Consider the following 17,675-nt stretch of genomic DNA (forward strand, 5'->3'; position numbering starts at 1 on the left):
GCAGATGAATGAAACATGAATGGCGGGTTCGGAACGGGTTCAGGGCGGCTGCCCTAGTCTTCAACCATGCCCGGACGAACAGCGGGCAGGAAACCAGAGAAAGCCCTGACAAACCCGGAGAGACCCCATGTTCAAGACCATCCGCACCATCGCCCTTTCGACCATGCTCGGCCTCGGCGCCATCGCCGGTGCTTCCGCCGTTACCGCCACCCCGGCCGAGGCCGGTTCGCTTTCGATCGCCGGCAAGCATGGCCATGTGGAAGTCCGTTTCGGCCATGATCGCCATTACCGGCACGGACGCCATCACGGCGGCTGGAACAAGGGATGGCGGCGCGGTTACTGCAGCCCGCATCGCGCGGTGCGCAAGGCCCGCCGGATCGGCATGCATCGCGCACACATCCGCTTCACCAATCACCGCGTGGTGGCGGTGTCCGGCCGGATCTGGGGCCATCACCGCACGCTGCTTTTCGCCAATCAGCGCCACTGCCCGCGCATCCGCTGATCGCTGCATTCCATGCCGGATGACGCCGGGGCCTTGCCCCGGCGTTTCCCGTTGGCGGGCCTATTGCCGGATGGCGAAGGTCACGTTCACATCGACGCTGTAGGTATTCTCCCCGGCCGCAACCGGCACGGCCTCGGCGGCTCCGCCGCGCATGGCCATGGGCGCGGCCATCGGGCGCGGATAGGGCCGGTTCGACACTTCGGACATTTCCAGGATCGGGCCGACGGCAACGCCGGCGGCTTCCGCAAGGGTCCGGGCTTTTTCGATCGCATCCGCCACCGCCCTGGTGCGCGCCTGGGCAAGGGCAGCATCCGGATTGGCGTTCGAGAAGCTCACCGAGCCACCCTGGTTCACGCCGAGGGAAACCGACATGTCGAGGATGCCCCCCAGCCGGGCCATGTCGCGAATGCGCACGGTCAGCGTGTTGGTCACTTCGTAGCCGGTGATGCGCGGGCCTTCGCCGCTGCCGTCGGACTGGCGCGGATACACGTAGCGCGGCTGGATGGAAAAGCCCGAGGTCTGCATGTCCCGGTCCTCGATCCCCTCCTTGCGCATGGCCTCGATGACCGCCGCCATGGCCTTGTTGTTGTCATCGAGGGCGGCGCGCGCGGTTGCCGCGTCGCGCAGGACAGTCAGCGAGACCGTGGCCATGTCAGGCGCGAGGGCGACCTCGCCCTGGCCGGTGACGGCAATGCGCGGGGCAGGCTCCTGCGCGCCTGCCTGCATCGGCAGGGCGACAAGCAGGCCGGCGGCGAGGGCACGGGAAAGGTGACGGGACGCGGTTCTTTGCATCGGAATCTCCTGGCAACTTGTTCCGGCATGGTTGCACCATTCAATTGCAGCGCGAATGCGGCGCAAGCGGCTTGTGCGGAGCGCAAAAAGAAACTAATCAGCGGGCCGGCGGGCCTGTAGCTCAATTGGTCAGAGCCGGCGGCTCATAACCGCTTGGTTGGGGGTTCGAGTCCCTCCGGGCCCACCATCCCGAAACCGGCTCCTTTGATTTCACCTTATTTTCTCTTTTGCTCCCGCTTTCAGGTTACCCGTGTGGTTGGCGGGCGTCATTTGCTCCGCTTCCGGTCCGGTTTCCGGAATTAACCGGCGCGCTGGCAAGCTGGCGCACCGCCTCTTCGACCGTCAGGAAAATCTTGTCCGGTCCGACCGCCGCGATGAGCCCAGTTGCCTCAGCCTCATGCGCGCCCCGGGCTGCTTCGAGGCGCGCAATCGCCACCTCGAGGCCCGCGTTACGCATTTCTGCGATACGGCGCGCCAGCAAATCCGCAGCGGTGATGTCGACAGCCAGGACGCCCGCGGCTTCCAGAACCACGATCTTCGACGCCTTGCGTTGCGCGGCGAGGGCTTCGTCCAGCGTTTCGAGTATGCGCGGCGTCGTGATGAAGTTCAGCGGCGCGCCGATCCCCAGGACCAGTACGCCGGGAACCCGCTCACCGTACTCATCGGCCCGGGCGCGCCACCAGACCGTGGTACCTGGAACCCGCAGGAGTTCGCCGGCCTGCGGTCGAAGAGACGCCTGGGCGGCGTGGAGAATTCCCAGCAGAAGGGCCATCGCCGCACCGGTCTGGACCGGAAGGACGATCACCAGAAGTGCCGCCGATATGGCAAGGATCAGTTCATCCGGGCTGTGCCGGAAGATATGCGCGAGCAGATGAGCCGGGAAGATGCGGCCCGCCACGAAGAGCAGGACGCCGGAGAGTGCCGCAACGGGGAGCGCTTCCAGCAGCCCGCCCGCGCCGAACAGCACGGCAAGCGCGAGCGCGGCGGCGACGATCGAAGCGAGCTGGCTCCGTGCCCCTGCCGCAGCGGCGACCGCGGTCCGCGGCGGGCTGGAATTGACGGCGAAGGCGCCGGCAAGCCCGGCAAGCACATTGGCGGCCCCGAGCGCGCCGATCTCCCCCGTCATGCGGTCGCGCCAGGGGCCGAAGGCTCCGACGGTGCGCGGCGCGTCGACCTTTTCGATGGCCGCGGTCTGGGTGATGCAGAGAAATGTGATCGTGAGAGCCGCAGGGATCAACGCAACGAACGTGCCTGCATCACGCAGTCCGTCGGGGAACCATGCCAGTCCGCCCGAAACCGGCCCAGCCCGCGGGAACCTGACCCCTTCGGGATCGACCAGCGCGGCAAAGGAGGCGGCTGCCGCGACAGCTGCCAGCGCCACTGGCCAGCGCGGCGCGAAACGGTGACCGAGCGCGCAGCAAAGCGCGACAGCGAGGCCGAGCGCAAGCGGCAAGGGATCGGCCGTCCCTCTGTCCCGCGCCAGGCGGAGCAGGGTTTCGCCCATGGAAAGCATGGGTATGTTGAGATTTAACAGCGACGGAAGCCGTCCAACGACGATATGCGCGGCGATGCCCGCCATGAGTCCCGCGCCGACCGGGGCCGACAATAGATCCGCAAGCCAGCCCAGCCGCAGGATCCGCACCAAGATCAGGAGTATTCCTACCATCACCGCCAGGACTGCGGCTGACGATTCCGCCCCGGCTGCTGCGGCGGCGCTGCCCGCGATTGCCCCGGCGATGACCGGCGAAATGGTCGAATCGGCGCCCACGGAAAGGCACGGGCTTCTTCCGAGGGCCGCAAAGGCAAGTGTTGCTGCGGCGAAGGCGATAAGTCCGGAAGCCGGTTCCAACCCTGCAAGCCTCCCGGTCGCAAGCTGCTCGGGGATGGCCACGGCCGCAAGGCTGATCCCCGCGAGAACATCCGCGCCGGGCCTTGCTTGCGCTAGCGTTGGGAAGGGGCGCCACGCGGCCGCCTCCGGCGCTGGCGATCGACCCTTGGTCATGCCTGCCTGGCCTTCGCGGAATGGTAGCGTCGCCGGATGTCCTCGATGTCAACGCTTGCCGATGGCGTGCCGAGATGCATCTCCTCCAGCGTCGCGGCGATGATCCGCGCGACCGCGAGGTTGCGGTACCACTTGTGATCCGACGGGATGACATACCATGGCGCCGCCTCGGTGCCCGTGCGCTGCAGCGCCTCTTCGTAGGCGTCCGTGTAGCGGTCCCAGAGCAGACGCTCGGTGTAATCGCTTTCGCTGATCTTCCAGCGCTTTTCCGGCGTGTCGAGCCGTTCCGCGAACCGCGCGAGCTGCTCCTCGGGGCTGATGTGAAGGAAGAACTTCAGGATCCGGGTGCCGTTTGCCACAAGCATGGATTCGAACGCGTTGATCGCGTCGTAGCGCGCACGCCAAACCGGTTCAGGCACCAGGTCATGGACACGCACGACCAGCACGTCCTCATAGTGCGAGCGGTTGAAGATCACGACCTCGCCGCGCGCAGGGGCGGCCCGGTGCGCGCGCCATAGGAAGTCATGGGCCGCCTCCTCTGGCGTCGGCTGCTTGAAGGCGGCAACACGCACCCCCTGCGGGTTCATGCCTGTGAACACATGCCGTATGGTGCCGTCCTTGCCGGATGCGTCGAGGCCCTGCAGCACGATCAGCAAGGACTGCCTGTTGTCGGCGAAGAGCAGGTATTGCAGCCTGTCGAGCGCCGCCAGCAACTTGCCACGCTCCGCCGCGCCCTTGTCATGGGAAAGATGCGGCTCGGTTGCCGCCGGATCGCGGCCGGCAAGACCGGGCGCCTCACCCGGGCCGAGACGGTATTGTGCCATATGGTCGTTCACCCTGATCCCTCGCTTTCCTTGTGACACCGCAGAAATATCATGGTAGCTTTTTCCTGATAAATTGAGGAGGAAAGTTCCGCTTGGGCAAGGCCATCGGGAATGACGCGCGGCAACGCAGTGCGTCCGATCCTGTGGACGGTGCGCCAGCGCCGCAGGGCCGCGTGACGGCGGTGCGCGGGGCCGTCCTCGATGTCCGGATCGAGGGCGTTCTTCCCGCCATCCACGATGCGGTCGTGATCGGCAGCCTTGACGAGAACATCCTGGCCGAAGTCCACGCCCATCTCGATGCACATCATGTCCGCGTGATCGCGCTTTCGCCGACCGAGGGCGTCGCGCGCGGCGCCTCCGTCCGGCTGCCGGGCGGGCCGCTGTCCGTGCCGGTCGGCGCTGCCGTCCTCGGCCGCCTGCTCGACGTCAGCGGGGCTGTGGGAGACGATGGTCCGCCGCTGCCCGCGGACGTGCCGCGCCGCCCGATCCATCGCAGCGCCCCGACGCTGGCCACGCAGAAAGCGGGGGTCGAGGTGTTTTCGACGGGGATCAAGATCCTCGACCTGCTCGCCCCGCTCGCGCAGGGCGGCAAATCGGCGATGTTCGGCGGTGCCGGCGTCGGCAAGACGGTTCTCGTCACCGAACTGATCCACGCGATGGTCTCGGGCTATGACGGCATCTCGGTCTTCGCCGGTGTCGGGGAACGCTCGCGCGAGGGGCACGAGATGCTGAACGAGATGCGCGCCTCGGGCGTGCTCGACCGCACGGTGCTGGTCTTTGGCCAGATGAACGAACCCCCGGGCGCGCGCTGGCGCGTGCCTTTGACCGCGCTGACCGTGGCCGAGCATTTCCGTGACGCCGAGGGGCGCAACGTCCTTTTGCTGATGGACAACGTGTTCCGCTTCGTGCAGGCGGGCGCCGAGGTCTCGGGCCTGCTCGGGCGGATGCCCTCGCGTGTCGGCTACCAGCCCACGCTCGAATCCGAGGTCGGCGATCTCCAGGAGCGCATTGCCTCGGTCGGCCGCGCTGCCGTGACGGCGGTCGAGGCGGTCTATGTCCCGGCCGACGATTTCACCGATCCGGCAGTGTCGGCGATCAGCGCCCATATGGACAGCACGGTCGTACTCTCGCGCCAGTTGGCGGCCGAGGGCATCTATCCCGCGATCGACCCGATCGACACGACCTCGGTGCTGCTCGATCCGCTGGTGGTGGGCGAGGAGCATGTCCGCGTTGCCGGGCAGGTCCGCGAGTTGATCGAGCATTACCGGGAACTTCGCGACGTCATCGCGCTGCTGGGGGTCGAGGAACTCGGCCATGATGAGCGGCTGCTGGTCGGCCGCGCCCGCAGGCTGCAGCGATTCCTGACACAACCCTTCTTCGTCGCGGCGGCCTATACCGGGATGCCGGGCCGCTCGGTCCCGGTGGCCGACACGATCAAGGGCTGTGCCGAGATCCTCGCGGGCGCCTGCGATGATTGGGACGAAAGTTCGCTCTACATGATCGGCACGCTCGACGAGGGCCGCGAGAAGGAGGAGGCGCGGCGGCGTTCGGGCGGGGCCGCGGAGGCGAGGACGGCATGACGGCGCGAACCCTCCATCTGACGGTGACCACGCCGCTTTCGGTGGCCGTCGATGTGCCCGATGCCGTCTCGGTCCGGGCCGAGGATGCCACGGGCGGCTTCGGGATCCAGCCCGGCCACGCCGATTTCCTGACCGTGCTCGGCCCCTCCGTCCTGCGCTGGCGCGCCGGCGGCGGGCGCTGGCGGTTCTGCGCGGTTCGTGGCGGGGTTCTGCGCGTCTCGGGTGGCGTCAAGCTCGCGGTTGCCTGCCGCGAGGCGGTCCCGGGCGACGACCTGGCAACGCTCGAGGCGCAGGTGCGCCAGGACGCCGAGGCGGTCCGCGACGCCGCGCGCCGGACACGTGGCGAATCGGCGCGACTTCACATGCTGGCGATCCGCCGCTTGATGCGCCAGCTCGGCCCGAATGGCGGGGATGCCGCCGACGCGGCGCTCGAGGAGGCGTTCCGGTGAGCGGCAACGAGACAGACCGTGCGCTGGCGGAGGCCGCGCGCAAGAGCCGGGCGCGCGACGAGGCCGGTGCGCGCGATCCCGAACCCTCGCTCGCCCGGCGGTTCGGTCAGATCGGTGTCCTGGGCTGGGTGATCGTCGGCCCGACGCTTCTCGGTGTCGTGATCGGCGGCTGGCTCGACCGGCTTCTCGGTTCGGGGATCACCCTCTCCGCGGCCCTGACCCTGATGGGCGCGGCCCTCGGTCTCTGGCTTGCCTTGCGCTGGATGAACGAGCAATGAGCGCCGCCGCGACCTGGCTTCTGGTCATTCTGGCCGCAGTGGCCGGCACCGGCGCGGGCTGGCTGCATTTCCGCAGCCTGCGGCCGCTCGCTGACGGGATCGTCGGCGGCGACTGGCGGGCACTGGCGCTCCAGCTCTTGCGCCTGGGCGGGATGGCGGGTTTCCTGGTGATCGCCGCGCAGGGCGGGGCATCGGTGCTGCTTGCCGCCGCGGGTGGCGTGATGGCGGGGCGCTGGCTGGTCCTTCGCGCCGCGCGGCGAGAAGTGCAATGACGGACTCGCCGCTCGCCCTCACCGTCGTCTTTCACATCGGCCCGGTGCCCGTGACGCAGCCGGTCGTCGTCACCTGGGGCATCATTGCGCTGATGGCGGTCCTGTCCTTCGCCCTGAGGCGCAGCCTCGCCCTGCGGCCGTCCTGGCCGCAGGCCGTGGTGGAACTGGTCGTCTCGGCGCTCGACAGCCAGATCCGCGCCACGATCCCGGGTGAGCCGGCGCGCTTCCGGGCACTGATCGGAACGCTGCTCCTGTTCATCCTGATCGCCAACTGGTCGTCGCTGGTGCCGGGGGTCGAGCCGCCGACCGCGCATCTTGAAACCGACGCAGCGCTTGCGCTCATCGTCTTCTTCGCGGCCATCTATTTCGGTATCCGCGAGCAAGGGGTGCGTGGCTATCTTGCCAGTTTTGCCCGGCCGACCTGGGTCATGATCCCGCTGAACCTGATCGAGCAGGTGACGCGCGCCTTCTCGCTGATGGTTCGGCTGTTCGGAAACGTGATGAGCGGGGTTTTCGTCATCGGCATCATCCTGTCGCTGGCTGGGCTCCTGGTGCCGATACCGCTGATGGCGCTCGATCTGCTGACCGGGGCCGTCCAAGCCTATATCTTTGCCACCCTGGCGCTGGTGTTCATTGCCGCCGCGGTCGAGGATGGCACCCCCAACAAGAAGGAGAACCGCCCGTGACCCCGGTCGACTATATCGAGATCGCCAGCGTGCTTGGCGCCGTGATCGCCGTCTGCTTCGGGGCCATCGGTCCGGCGCTGGCCGAGGGCCGCGCCGTCGCCGCGGCCATGGACGCGATCGCCCGGCAGCCCGAGGCAGCGGGCACGGTCTCGCGTACGCTTTTCGTCGGACTTGCGATGATCGAGACGATGGCGATCTACTGTCTCGTCGTCGCACTCCTGCTGCTGTTCGCCAACCCCTTCGTGCAATGAGCCGATGACCTTCGACTGGACCACCTTTGCCTTCCAGCTCGTCAACGTCCTGGTTCTGCTGGCGATCCTCACGCATTTCCTGTTCCGCCCGGTGGCAGGGATCATCAGCAAGCGGCAGGCAGAGACGGACGCGGCGCTCGAACGCGCCGAGGCCACGCGGGCAGAGGCCCTGGCCGCGGCCGAACGGGCGAAGGCCGAGGCGGATGCGAATGCCGCCGCCCGGCGCGACGTTCTTGCCAAGGCGCAGGACGAGGCGGCGGCCGAGCGCGCCAGTCTTGTCGAGGACGCGCGGGCCGAGGCGGCGAAGCTCATGGAGGCCGCGCAGGCGGAGGCCGAGGATCTCGTGGCCAGGTCGGAGGCGCGGACGCTGGCGCGTGCCCGCGACCTTGCAGAAACGATCGCGGCGCGGGCACTGGCCGCGCAGCCGCGCCCGCCGACGCCTGGAGCCTATGCGGAGCGTCTGGCCGCAGCCTTGGCTGCTCTTCCCGACGACGCCCGCGCATCCATGTTCGGCTCCGGACCGCTGACGCTGGTCTCTGCACAGCCGCTCTCCGATGCCGAACGCGGCGTCGTGCGGGAAGCGCTTGCCGGCGTTCCGGGGCTGGCGGGGATGTCCTCCGAGGTTGCGGTCGATCCGGGGCTCATCGCGGGGCTTGAACTGCGGGGCGTTTCGGGCGTCGTCCACAATTCCCTCGCGCATGATCTGGCGCGCATCGCGGAGGCGCTTGATGGCGACGGATCCGCCGGTTGAGGCGCTGAAGGCCCGCATCGCGGGCGCAGCGCTCGGACCAGAGGCCGAGGAGACCGGGCTCGTCGTCGAGGTCGCCGACGGTCTTGCCCATGTCGCGGGCCTGCCCGGCGCGCGGCTTGGCGAGGTGCTGGCCTTTCCGGACGGCGCGCGCGCACTGGTCCTGACCCTCGGCGAGGAAACGCTTCAGGCCGCTTTCCTCGATCCCGCGGCCGGGCTTTCCTCCGGCAGTGCCGCGCGGCGCACGGGGCGCCTCGTGCGTGTGCCTGTCGGCGAGGGGCTTTTCGGCCGGGTCGTCGACCCCCTGGGTCGACCGCTCGACGGCTTAGGACCCGTCACCGCGGCTGAGACCCGGACCGCCGAACGTCCGGCGCCCCGCATCATCGAACGCGACTTCGTGACCGAACCTGTCGAGACAGGTCTTCTGGTGGTCGATTCGCTCTTCGCCATCGGCCGGGGGCAGCGCGAACTGATCATCGGCGAGCGCGGCACCGGCAAGACCTCGATCGCGGTCGACACGATACTGAACCAGAAATCGAGCGACATCGTCTCGGTGTATGTCGCGATCGGCCAACGCACGACCGCCGTGCGCCGGGTGATCGAGGCGGTACGCGCCAACGGCGCCTTCGACCGGACGATCTTTGTCGTGGCTCCGGCCACCGCGGAGCCCGGGCTGCGCTGGCTCGCGCCGTTCACCGCGACCACCATGGCTGAAGGGGTACGCGACCGGGGCGGACATGCGCTCATCGTCTATGACGACCTGACCAAGCACGCCGCCGTGCACCGGGAACTTGCCCTGCTCTCGCGTCAGCCGCCTGGGCGCGAGGCCTATCCCGGCGACATCTTCTATCTCCATGCCAGGCTTCTGGAACGGTCGGCGAAGCTGTCGAAGGCGAAAGGCGGCGGGTCGCTCACCGCGCTTCCCATCGCCGAGATCGAGGCGGGGAACCTCGCCGCCTATATCCCGACCAACCTGATCTCGATTTCCGACGGTCAGCTCGTCACGTCGGCCGCGCTCTTTGCCGCGAACCAGCGCCCGGCGGTGGATATCGGGCTTTCGGTCAGCCGGGTCGGCGGCAAGACACAGGCGGGAGCGCTGAAGGCGGTGGCGGGGCGGGTCCGCCTCGACTATGCACAATATCTGGAGATGAAGGTGTTTGCCCGCTTCGGCGGTTTTGGCGACAGCGCGATGGCGGCGCAGCTCGCCCGAGGCGAGCGGATCGGCGCACTTCTGGCACAGGCGCGCTATGCGCCGCTTCCCACCGCGGCGCAGGTGGCGCTGTTCGCCGCGCTGACCGACGGTGCGCTCGATGACGTCGCGCCCGAGGACATGGCACGCGTGAAGGCCGCGCTGGTGCCGATCATCAATGCCGACCCGGCGCTGGCTGCGTTCCGGGCGGCACCCGACAGGCTCGACGACGCGACGCGCAAGGCGCTCGTGGCCAGCGTCCGCGCCGCAGCGGCCAAGGGCGGAGGGCAGGGAAGGTGAGCCGGCCGGAGGAGATACAGGAGCGTATCGGCAACATCCGCCAGATCGACAGCATCGTCTCGACGCTGCGGGCGATCGCGGCGGCGCACCAGGTCGAGGCGCGCGCACATCTTGACGCCATCCGCGCGCATGAGGCGGCCGTGGCCGAGGCGCTTTCGGTGGCGCTCGCCGCACTGTCGGAAGTGCCGCAGGACATCCCCGACCCGGGCCCGGGCCTTGCCATCGTCGTCGGCGGAACCCAGGGGTTCTGCGGTGCCTATGCCGACCGGCTGGCCGAGGCGGCCAGGGCCGAGGCGGACCGTGGCGCGCGGCTGATGGTCGTCGGCGCGCGCACTGCCGGGGCGCTCGGCTCGGGTCCGCCGCCCGTCTGGACCGGGGACATGGTCGCCCATGCGCGCGAGATCCCCGCCTTTGCCGGACGCCTCGCCGACGCGCTCCTTGCCGAGGTCCTGCGCAGCCCGGGCCTCGCGGTGCGTATCGTGTTCGCCGATCCGGCAGAGCGGGCGCTGCCGCTCGTCCATCGCCGGCTCTTTCCGTTCGACTTCACGCGGTTTTCACCTTGGCGGGGTGGCGGTGTCCTGACAACGCTCGCTCCCGCGACACTCGTTGCCGCGCTGGTCGAGGAATATGTCTTCACCGAGATCTGCGAGGCTCTGATGCTGGGCTTCGCCGCCGAGAACGCCGCCCGAGTCGCCGCGATGGCCCGGGCCCGGTCGAATGTGCGCGATCGGCAGGCCGAGCTCGAAAGCGCGTTCCGGCGCGCCCGGCAGGACCAGATGACCACCGAGGTCATCGAGGTGACCTCTGCCGACACCGGTATCGGGCACCGTGGCTGAAGCTCGTGGCATCCGGCGTGGTGCTGACCTTTTCCCGGCGGTGATGGCAAGGCGATGTCCGCCGTCAAGGACCGGCTTGCCCCTTGGTGCCCCGGGACGTATTTTTGAAATTGCTTATGTAAGCTTCCATGCACTTCAACGACAGGATCGCGAATGAACGCAGCGTGTGGTGGCCAAGAGCGAAGATACGGCACGGGAAATGCGGCTGGGTTCGCTATATGCGCTCCGGCCGCGCCACCGGCGGCTGACAGGGGGACGTCATGAAACGGAACGGCGAACCCCGTTCGGGAAAGCCTGCACCGGCCCATCCGACGCTGCGGCGGCAGCCGCTGCCATGGACCGATCCGAAGCCCGACAGCGAGGATCCCCGATCGTCTGACCTTGTTGCCGCCATCCTGAAAAGTCCGGAATACCGCGAGGCCGACGCGGATACCGAATATCTGCGGAGTGACGTTACCCGCGGCGTGCGGCTTCAACTGGATTTCCAGAAAACGGAACATCTTCTCCAGACGCACGGGATCGGGCATTCGATCGTCGTCTTCGGCAGCACGCGGGTGTGCGAGCCGGCGGCCGCCGAGCGCAGCGTCAAAAAGCTGGAAGCCGAATGCGCCCGGAACCCGGACAATGCGGATCTGGCGCAGAAATTGCGCATCGCACGCCGGGTCGAAGCAAAGAGTCGCTATTACCGGATCGCGCAGGATTTCGGCCGGCTGGTCGGAAATGCCGGATTTCCCGCAGGTGAAAGGCTCGTCATCCTGACCGGCGGCGGCCCCGGGCTGATGGAGGCTGCCAACCGCGGCGCGCATGACGCAGGGGCTCCGACCGTGGGCCTCAACATCACGCTTCCGCATGAACAGTTTCCGAACCCCTATCTGACACCCGGCCTTTGCTTCCGCTTGCACTATTTCGCGATCCGCAAGCTGCATTTCCTTTTGCGCGCGCGGGCGCTGGTGGTGTTTCCGGGGGGCTATGGCACGCTCGACGAACTGTTCGAAACACTCACCCTGGTGCAGACGCGCAAGATCGCGCCACTGCCGGTCATCCTCGTCGGAGAGGACTACTGGCGGCGGGTGTTCGACCCCGATTTCCTTGTCGAGGAAGGGGTGATCGATCCGGAGGACCGCGATCTTTTCTGGTTTGCCGAAACTGCCGAGGAAATCTGGGCCGACATCCTGCGCTGGTATGAGCGTGCCGGACGGCCATTGCTGGCTGAACGCGAACAGGGGAGGAAATGACCATGCGGCTTTCGTTTCACGGCGCTGCGGGGGGCGTCACTGGTTCATGCCACCTGCTCGCCGCAAATGGAAAGAGGATCCTTATCGACTGCGGGATGTTCCAGGGGGGGCGGGAACTGCATGAGGAAAACGCCGAATCCTTCGGCTTCGACCCCGCTTCGATCGACCTGCTGCTTCTGACGCACGCCCATCTCGACCACTGCGGCCGCATTCCGCTTCTGGTCAAGGAGGGGTTCTCGGGAGAAATCATCTGCACCGCGGCCACACGCGACCTGACGCGCCTGGTGCTGCTGGATTCGGCACATCTCCACGAAGAGGAGGCGCGGCGGCGGCAGCGGCACGGCGGCGGGCAGGGTCCGCTTTACGACAGGGTTGATGCCCTCGACAGTCTCGAACAGTTCGGGCGCGTCGCCAGGTACGGAAAGCCGATCGATCTTGGCGAGGGGATTCGTGCCACATGGCATGATGCCGGCCATATCCTGGGGTCGGCCAGCATCAGTCTGGACGTGACCGAAGCGGGCCAGACCAAACGCATCCTCTTCTCCGGAGATATCGGACCGTCCGTCCGCCCGCTGCTCAACGAACCGCAGCCACCCTGCGATGTCGACATCGTGGTGATGGAAAGCACCTATGGTGATCGCGACCACCGGTCGATGGAAAGCTCGGTCGTGGAATTTCACGAGGCGGTCCGCGAAACCATTGCGCGCGGCGGCAATGTCGTCATCCCGACCTTCGCTCTGGAGCGCGCGCAGGAACTGCTCTACTTCCTGCGCGAGGGGATGACATCGGGCGAACTCCCGAAATATCTGCGGGTGTTCCTGGACTCGCCGATGGCGATCTCGGCGACGCGGATCTACCGGCGTCACCCCGAGGACATGAAACCCGAAATCGCCGCCCGTCTCGGACAACGGACGGATCCCCTGGACCTTCCCGAACTCGAATTCGTGGAGGAGGCTTCGGAGTCCATCGCGCTGAACACGATCCGCTCGGGCGGGGTGTTCATGGCGGGGTCGGGCATGTGCACCGGCGGAAGGGTGCGGCACCATCTGCGGCACAATCTGGGCCATGAGGATTGCAGCGTCATCTTCGTGGGGTTCGCCGCCGAGGGCACGCTGGCGCGGATCATCATCGACGGGGCGCGGTCGGTGAAGCTTTTCGGGAGCGAGATACCGGTGCGGGCCCGGATCCACACGATCAACGGCTTCTCCGCCCATGCCGGCCGGTCCGACCTGATCGCCTGGCACAAACGCACCGGCAACCCGGCCAGGACATTTCTGGTCCATGGCGAGGAGGCGGGACGCAAAGCGCTGTCGGAGGGACTGGGCAACAAGGGGATAGAAATGCCGGTTCTGCATCAGCATTACGATCTCTGATCCGGGCGGACGGCCGCCAGTTCCGCCCGGTCGCGGCGCCGGCGCCTCCGAGCGGGGGAATGACATGCCTGAAGCGAGAATTGGCCGGCGGACTTGTTCTCGATCAAGGTGAGGCGCGGGTGCGGCGGATATGCAGGATCCGTGGCGATTTCAGGGGCGGGACCAGGCCGCTGTCCGTCACTTTTGGCGCGTCGGCTTTCGATCCATGGTCCTCCGGAGTTCGGCAGATGACGAAATCATCCAGCAAAGCATCGACGGACGCATCAGGCCGGTCCCTTCCGGTGGTCCTGCCAACGCCCGCCAGCGTCGCGCAGCCACCGGCGCCGCGCCGGGAACAGGGTCCGCAACATCCGCACCAGAACCTCGACCGGGCGGCGCGGGCGGCGGTTGCGCGGCTGAGTGCGGGGCTCTCGCCGCATTCCTTCATCGAAGCCTGGGCCGACTGGGCCCAGCACATGAGCCAGGCTCCGGGCCGGCAGCTGGAACTGATCGAACGCGCGCAGCGCAACGCCCTTGCGCTGATGTCGCATCGCTTTGACACGAAGGGCGACAAGGCGCCGCCCTTCGCACCCAAGCCATTCGATCACCGCTTCCGTCATTCGGGCTGGCAGAAGCCGCCCTTCAGCCTTTGGCAGCAATCCTTTCTCGCCGCCCAGGACTGGTGGGACCATGCCACCGACCATCTGCGCGGCCTGCGGCCCGAAAACGCGGACCGGACCCGTTTCATGGCCCGCCAGGCGCTCGATATCATGTCGCCGTCCAATTTCCCGGCACTCAACCCCGAGATCGTCGAGACCACCCTCGAATCCGGGGGGCGCAACCTTGCCGAGGGAGCCGCCAATTTCGTCCATGATGCAATCAAGACCGTCATGCAATCCCGCGACCCGGCTCCCGAGGGATACCGGATCGGCGAGGACCTGGCCTGCACGCCGGGGCAGGTGGTGTTCCGCAACGACCTGTTCGAGTTGATCCAGTATTCGCCTCGGACAGCCGAGGTCCGAGCAGAACCGATCCTGATCGTGCCGGCCTGGATCATGAAATACTACATCCTCGACCTGTCGCCACAGAACTCCATGGTGAACTACCTGGTCGGGCAGGGGTTCACGGTTTTCGCGATCTCCTGGTGCAATCCCACCGCCGGACAGTGCGACCTCTCGCTGGAGGATTACCGCAAGGTTGGCGTGATGGCGGCGCTCGACGCCGTAAACGCCATCGTCCCGGACCGCAAGGTTCATGCCGTCGGCTACTGCCTCGGCGGAACGATCCTGGCGATCACGGCCGCCACGATGGCGCGGGATCGCGACGACCGGCTGGCGTCGATCACGCTGATGGCGGCGCAGGTGGATTTCGCAGAGGCGGGCGAACTGCTGCTCTTCGTCGATGAAAGCCAGGTGGCCTTCCTCGAGGACATGATGTGGGATCAGGGCTATCTCGACCGGCCGCAGATGGCGCGCACGTTCTCCGCGATCCGGTCGGAGGACCTGATCTGGTCGCGGGCCGTGCAGCGCTACTGGCTCGGGCAGGACGATGCGCCCACGGACATGGGCGTGTGGCTGGCTGACACGACGCGCATGCCAGCGCGGATGCATTCGCAATATCTGCGCGGCCTGTTCCTCGAAAACCGGCTGACCGCCGGCCGCTTTTCCGTGGAGGGCCGGGTGATCGCATTGAAGGATATCTCGGCGCCGCTCTTCGTCGTTGCCACGGAGACCGATCACATCGCGCCATGGCGCTCGGTCTACAAGACGCAACTCTTCACCGATTGCGACCTGACCTTCGCGCTGACCAGCGGCGGGCACAACAGCGGGATCGTCAACGAACCGGGCAATCCGCGCAGCCGCTACCGGGTCTCGCACCGGCCACAGGGCGCGCTTTATGTCGGACCGGACGACTGGCTCGCGCGAAATCCCGACCGGCCGGGTTCCTGGTGGCCGGAGTGGCGCGACTGGCTTGCAGATCGCAGCAGCGCCATGGTCATGGCCCGCCGGCGCCTTGGCGCATCCGAACGCGGTTATCCTCCGCTCGAGGCGGCACCGGGGTCCTATGTGCACCAGACGTGAGCGTGGCGCCCGCCGTCACGCCGGAGCCGGTCGGCGCCCGACCGGGCTGGCGGGGCGAGGGACATGAAACCGGCTGACCCGGGTGCGCCGGCTGCACCCTCTTGGCGGCGCCTGCCGCCGGGCATCTGGGCGCTCGGATTCGTGTCGCTCCTGATGGATGTCTCATCCGAGATGATCCACGCGCTGCTGCCGGTCTATCTGGTGGTGGGGCTCGGGGCGACGGCGCTGACCGTCGGCATCATCGAGGGGATCGCGGAAGCAACGGCCGCGATCACCAAGGTTTTCTCCGGGGCGCTGAGCGACCGGATCGGCCGGCGAAAGGAACTGGCGGCGCTGGGCTACGGTCTCGCGGCGATCACGAAGCCGGTCTTTCCCCTGGCGCCGACGGTGGGCTGGCTGGTCGCCGCACGCTTCATCGACCGGGTGGGCAAGGGGATCCGGGGCGCGCCGCGCGATGCGTTGGTGGCCGACATCGCTCCGCCCGAATTGCGTGGCGCGGCCTTCGGGTTGCGCCAGTCGCTCGACACGGCCGGCGCCTTTTTCGGACCGCTGATGGCCATCGCGCTGATGTGGCTGTTCGCGGAAGATTTCGCGGCGGTCTTCTGGGTGGCGGTGATTCCTGCCCTTGCTTCGCTGGCCCTGATCCTGTTCGTCGTCCGTGAGCCGGCGCGGCCCGAAGGCCTGCGCAAGGTCGCGAACCCGCTCAGCCGGCACGAACTGGCCGGTCTCGGGGCGATCTACTGGTGGGTCGTCGCGGTCGCGGCGGTGTTCACGCTGGCGCGGTTCAGCGAGGCCTTCCTGATCCTGCGGGCCGAGGGAACGGGGCTGACGCTGGTATTCGTGCCGCTGGTTCTGGTCGTGCTCAACATCGCCTATGCGCTGTCAGCCTATCCGGTCGGCGCGCTGTCCGACAGCATGAACCGGACCGGGCTGCTCTTCGCCGGTCTCGTGCTGCTCGTTGCCGCAGACCTCGTTCTGGCCTTCGCGCCCGGTCTCTGGGGCGTCATGGCCGGCGTGGTGCTCTGGGGCCTGCACATGGGGTTCACCCAGGGCATATTCGCCACGCTGGTGGCCGACATCGCTCCGCCGGAGTTGCGAGGCACGGCCTATGGCATGTTCAATCTGGTGACGGGTGTCGCGCTGCTGGCAGCCAGCGTCATCGCCGGGCTGCTATGGGACGCCCTTGGTCCGCAGTGGACCTTCCTTGCCGGTGCGTTTTTCGCACTCCTGACCGTCGCCGGACTGATGCCGCTGCATGGACGTCCGGTCGGACGAGACAAGACAGGGGACGCAGGCAGGCCGCGGGATGAAAACCGGGCCTCGCGGCCTCGATGATCCGGCCGGAGCCTTCCGCCTGATGGCGCCGCAATGTACCGGTGTGGCGCTTTCGGAGCGGGTCTGGAGCGCCGCGCGGCGCTTGTTCAGGGGGCCAGGCGCGCCGAGATCGCCCGTCCAAGCCGGAAAAGCAGCCCGGGCTTCCACAATTCCATACTCTCCTGGTCATCTGCCGGACCGGCAATCCAGGGACGTTCAGGATCAAACCTGTCGTCGTCTGCAATCCAACGGCGGTTCACCGGTCCTATCCGGCGAAGAAGGCGCATGGGACCGGCGGACAGCCGGAACATTCGCGCCGCAAGGCCGGCATGGTTGGTTCGCCGGGCATGCGGCATGTCGGCGCCGGGCGGCGTGCATCCGAGGAAGGCGCAAAGCTCGTTCCATCCTTGCCCTGACTCCCAATCCACGACAAGCAGGTCGGAAGGCCTGTCGCGAAACCACTCGATGACCGAGGCGTTGTGCCGGCGGTACCAGGCGCGATGCTCGCCTTCAAAGCCGGCGGGCGCAGCCAGACCCATCAGGAACCGGCGTGCCGGATCCGGCCAGAATCCGTTGTAGGACACCATGGACCGGATCCACTTGTCCTCGTTGCGAACGGTCAGGATGAACTTCGAGCCGGGGCACGCCTGATCGACCACCCTGTAGAGAACCGTCCAGGGAAGGTCCTCGAAGGCATCATGCGCGTCGATCTCGGCCATCAGGGCTTTGAGGTCGCGCTTCTGGAGGCAATGGAAGAGGCGATAGACCGGCCAGCTGGATGTCCGGTATCCCAGCAGGTTGAGCATGGTCGCTGCCGTCGTGGTGCCGGTCTTCGGCGCACCGACAACAAATACCTTGGTTCTTTTCATCACCGGTTTCCATTCAGGCGGGGAAGACCGAAGCAGGGCTGACCTCGGCGTTCCCGGCTTGCCAAGCGCGTGAACGGGCGATGTCCAGCGCCACCAGCATGGGGACGCGCGCTGG

General features: G+C 67.5%; 18 protein-coding genes and 1 tRNA gene. 15 read left to right on the forward strand and 4 right to left on the reverse strand.

What is annotated here, in order from left to right; all coding sequences use genetic code 11:
• Positions 1 to 127 precede the first annotated feature (127 nt).
• The gene (locus tag ACLB6G_RS11690; protein WP_410356348.1) at positions 128 to 502 is read left to right on the forward strand and encodes a hypothetical protein; all 375 of its coding nucleotides are present in this window, start codon (positions 128 to 130) and stop codon (positions 500 to 502) included.
• 60 nt (positions 503 to 562) lie between these two features.
• Here ACLB6G_RS11690 and ACLB6G_RS11695 read toward each other — a convergent pair whose 3' ends face one another.
• Positions 563 to 1,294 (reverse strand): SIMPL domain-containing protein, encoded by a 732-nt coding sequence (locus tag ACLB6G_RS11695; protein WP_410356349.1) that lies wholly within the window; start codon positions 1,292 to 1,294, stop codon positions 563 to 565.
• Positions 1,295 to 1,404: 110 nt separating this feature from the next.
• Here ACLB6G_RS11695 and ACLB6G_RS11700 point away from each other — a divergent pair.
• Positions 1,405 to 1,481 (forward strand) — tRNA-Ile (locus tag ACLB6G_RS11700).
• A 57-nt stretch (positions 1,482 to 1,538) separates the two neighbouring features.
• Here ACLB6G_RS11700 and ACLB6G_RS11705 read toward each other — a convergent pair.
• Positions 1,539 to 3,296, reverse strand: a complete 1,758-nt coding sequence (locus tag ACLB6G_RS11705) for a SulP family inorganic anion transporter (RefSeq protein WP_410356350.1) — start codon at positions 3,294 to 3,296, stop codon at positions 1,539 to 1,541.
• Complete coding sequence (locus ACLB6G_RS11710; RefSeq protein ID WP_410356351.1) at positions 3,293 to 4,120, reverse strand: polyphosphate kinase 2 family protein; 828 nt, start codon at positions 4,118 to 4,120, stop codon at positions 3,293 to 3,295. Before ACLB6G_RS11710 ends, ACLB6G_RS11705 begins: the two co-directional genes overlap by 4 nt.
• A 143-nt stretch (positions 4,121 to 4,263) precedes the next feature.
• On the opposite strand from ACLB6G_RS11710, the gene atpD reads away from it, so the two are divergent.
• The 13 genes from atpD (at position 4,264) to ACLB6G_RS11775 (ending at position 16,712) form a co-directional block, all read left to right on the forward strand.
• Positions 4,264 to 5,700 carry a F0F1 ATP synthase subunit beta gene (atpD, locus tag ACLB6G_RS11715; protein ID WP_410356433.1) on the forward strand — a complete coding sequence of 479 codons (1,437 nt, stop codon included), beginning with the start codon at positions 4,264 to 4,266 and terminating at the stop codon, positions 5,698 to 5,700.
• Positions 5,697 to 6,149 carry a F0F1 ATP synthase subunit epsilon gene (locus ACLB6G_RS11720; RefSeq protein ID WP_410356352.1) on the forward strand — a complete coding sequence of 151 codons (453 nt, stop codon included), beginning with the start codon at positions 5,697 to 5,699 and terminating at the stop codon, positions 6,147 to 6,149. The genes atpD and ACLB6G_RS11720 overlap by 4 nt, the downstream gene beginning before the upstream one ends.
• Entirely contained in the window at positions 6,146 to 6,427 is a 282-nt protein-coding gene (locus tag ACLB6G_RS11725) for an AtpZ/AtpI family protein (RefSeq protein WP_410356353.1), read from the forward strand. The genes ACLB6G_RS11720 and ACLB6G_RS11725 overlap by 4 nt, the downstream gene beginning before the upstream one ends.
• A complete protein-coding gene (locus ACLB6G_RS11730; protein WP_410356354.1) occupies positions 6,424 to 6,699 on the forward strand; it encodes a hypothetical protein in 276 nt (91 codons plus the stop codon). The genes ACLB6G_RS11725 and ACLB6G_RS11730 overlap by 4 nt, the downstream gene beginning before the upstream one ends.
• On the forward strand, positions 6,696 to 7,385 hold the full coding sequence (locus ACLB6G_RS11735) for a F0F1 ATP synthase subunit A (RefSeq protein ID WP_410356355.1): 690 nt from the start codon (positions 6,696 to 6,698) through the stop codon (positions 7,383 to 7,385). Before ACLB6G_RS11730 ends, ACLB6G_RS11735 begins: the two co-directional genes overlap by 4 nt.
• Positions 7,382 to 7,636, forward strand: coding sequence for a F0F1 ATP synthase subunit C (locus ACLB6G_RS11740; RefSeq protein ID WP_410356356.1), 255 nt, complete (start codon positions 7,382 to 7,384; stop codon positions 7,634 to 7,636). Before ACLB6G_RS11735 ends, ACLB6G_RS11740 begins: the two co-directional genes overlap by 4 nt.
• 4 nt (positions 7,637 to 7,640) lie before the next feature.
• The gene (locus ACLB6G_RS11745) at positions 7,641 to 8,387 is read left to right on the forward strand and encodes a F0F1 ATP synthase subunit delta (RefSeq protein ID WP_410356357.1); all 747 of its coding nucleotides are present in this window, start codon (positions 7,641 to 7,643) and stop codon (positions 8,385 to 8,387) included.
• Positions 8,365 to 9,873, forward strand: coding sequence for a F0F1 ATP synthase subunit alpha (locus ACLB6G_RS11750; RefSeq protein WP_410356358.1), 1,509 nt, complete (start codon positions 8,365 to 8,367; stop codon positions 9,871 to 9,873). The genes ACLB6G_RS11745 and ACLB6G_RS11750 overlap by 23 nt, the downstream gene beginning before the upstream one ends.
• Positions 9,870 to 10,709, forward strand: a complete 840-nt coding sequence (locus ACLB6G_RS11755; RefSeq protein ID WP_410356359.1) for a F0F1 ATP synthase subunit gamma — start codon at positions 9,870 to 9,872, stop codon at positions 10,707 to 10,709. Before ACLB6G_RS11750 ends, ACLB6G_RS11755 begins: the two co-directional genes overlap by 4 nt.
• Positions 10,710 to 10,969: 260 nt before the next feature.
• Positions 10,970 to 11,944 carry an LOG family protein gene (locus tag ACLB6G_RS11760; RefSeq protein ID WP_410356360.1) on the forward strand — a complete coding sequence of 325 codons (975 nt, stop codon included), beginning with the start codon at positions 10,970 to 10,972 and terminating at the stop codon, positions 11,942 to 11,944.
• 2 nt (positions 11,945 to 11,946) lie between these two features.
• Positions 11,947 to 13,317, forward strand: a complete 1,371-nt coding sequence (locus ACLB6G_RS11765; protein ID WP_410356361.1) for an MBL fold metallo-hydrolase — start codon at positions 11,947 to 11,949, stop codon at positions 13,315 to 13,317.
• 227 nt (positions 13,318 to 13,544) lie between these two features.
• A complete protein-coding gene (locus ACLB6G_RS11770; RefSeq protein WP_410356362.1) occupies positions 13,545 to 15,377 on the forward strand; it encodes a PHA/PHB synthase family protein in 1,833 nt (610 codons plus the stop codon).
• Between the two features lie 63 nt (positions 15,378 to 15,440).
• Positions 15,441 to 16,712 (forward strand): MFS transporter, encoded by a 1,272-nt coding sequence (locus ACLB6G_RS11775; RefSeq protein WP_410356363.1) that lies wholly within the window; start codon positions 15,441 to 15,443, stop codon positions 16,710 to 16,712.
• Positions 16,713 to 16,798: 86 nt separating this feature from the next.
• On the opposite strand, the gene ACLB6G_RS11780 is transcribed toward ACLB6G_RS11775, so the two are convergent.
• A complete protein-coding gene (locus ACLB6G_RS11780; protein ID WP_410356364.1) occupies positions 16,799 to 17,560 on the reverse strand; it encodes a sulfotransferase in 762 nt (253 codons plus the stop codon).
• Positions 17,561 to 17,675 lie beyond the last annotated feature (115 nt).

Source organism: Zhengella sedimenti (assembly GCF_046506625.1).
In the GTDB taxonomy this organism is placed as follows: Bacteria; Pseudomonadota; Alphaproteobacteria; order Rhizobiales; family Rhizobiaceae; genus Zhengella; species Zhengella sedimenti.

Excerpts from the sequence above, each read along its gene's own strand:
- ACLB6G_RS11690 (WP_410356348.1), top strand. The coding sequence starts at position 128 with ATGTTCAAGACCATCCGCACCATCGCCCTTTCGACCATGCTCGGCCTC.
- ACLB6G_RS11695 (WP_410356349.1), bottom strand. The coding sequence starts at position 1,294 with ATGCAAAGAACCGCGTCCCGTCACCTTTCCCGTGCCCTCGCCGCCGGC.
- ACLB6G_RS11705 (WP_410356350.1), bottom strand. The coding sequence starts at position 3,296 with ATGACCAAGGGTCGATCGCCAGCGCCGGAGGCGGCCGCGTGGCGCCCC.
- ACLB6G_RS11710 (WP_410356351.1), bottom strand. The coding sequence starts at position 4,120 with ATGGCACAATACCGTCTCGGCCCGGGTGAGGCGCCCGGTCTTGCCGGC.
- ACLB6G_RS11720 (WP_410356352.1), top strand. The coding sequence starts at position 5,697 with ATGACGGCGCGAACCCTCCATCTGACGGTGACCACGCCGCTTTCGGTG.
- ACLB6G_RS11730 (WP_410356354.1), top strand. The coding sequence starts at position 6,424 with ATGAGCGCCGCCGCGACCTGGCTTCTGGTCATTCTGGCCGCAGTGGCC.
- ACLB6G_RS11735 (WP_410356355.1), top strand. The coding sequence starts at position 6,696 with ATGACGGACTCGCCGCTCGCCCTCACCGTCGTCTTTCACATCGGCCCG.
- ACLB6G_RS11745 (WP_410356357.1), top strand. The coding sequence starts at position 7,641 with ATGACCTTCGACTGGACCACCTTTGCCTTCCAGCTCGTCAACGTCCTG.
- ACLB6G_RS11750 (WP_410356358.1), top strand. The coding sequence starts at position 8,365 with ATGGCGACGGATCCGCCGGTTGAGGCGCTGAAGGCCCGCATCGCGGGC.
- ACLB6G_RS11760 (WP_410356360.1), top strand. The coding sequence starts at position 10,970 with ATGAAACGGAACGGCGAACCCCGTTCGGGAAAGCCTGCACCGGCCCAT.
- ACLB6G_RS11765 (WP_410356361.1), top strand. The coding sequence starts at position 11,947 with ATGCGGCTTTCGTTTCACGGCGCTGCGGGGGGCGTCACTGGTTCATGC.
- ACLB6G_RS11770 (WP_410356362.1), top strand. The coding sequence starts at position 13,545 with ATGACGAAATCATCCAGCAAAGCATCGACGGACGCATCAGGCCGGTCC.
- ACLB6G_RS11775 (WP_410356363.1), top strand. The coding sequence starts at position 15,441 with ATGAAACCGGCTGACCCGGGTGCGCCGGCTGCACCCTCTTGGCGGCGC.
- ACLB6G_RS11780 (WP_410356364.1), bottom strand. The coding sequence starts at position 17,560 with ATGAAAAGAACCAAGGTATTTGTTGTCGGTGCGCCGAAGACCGGCACC.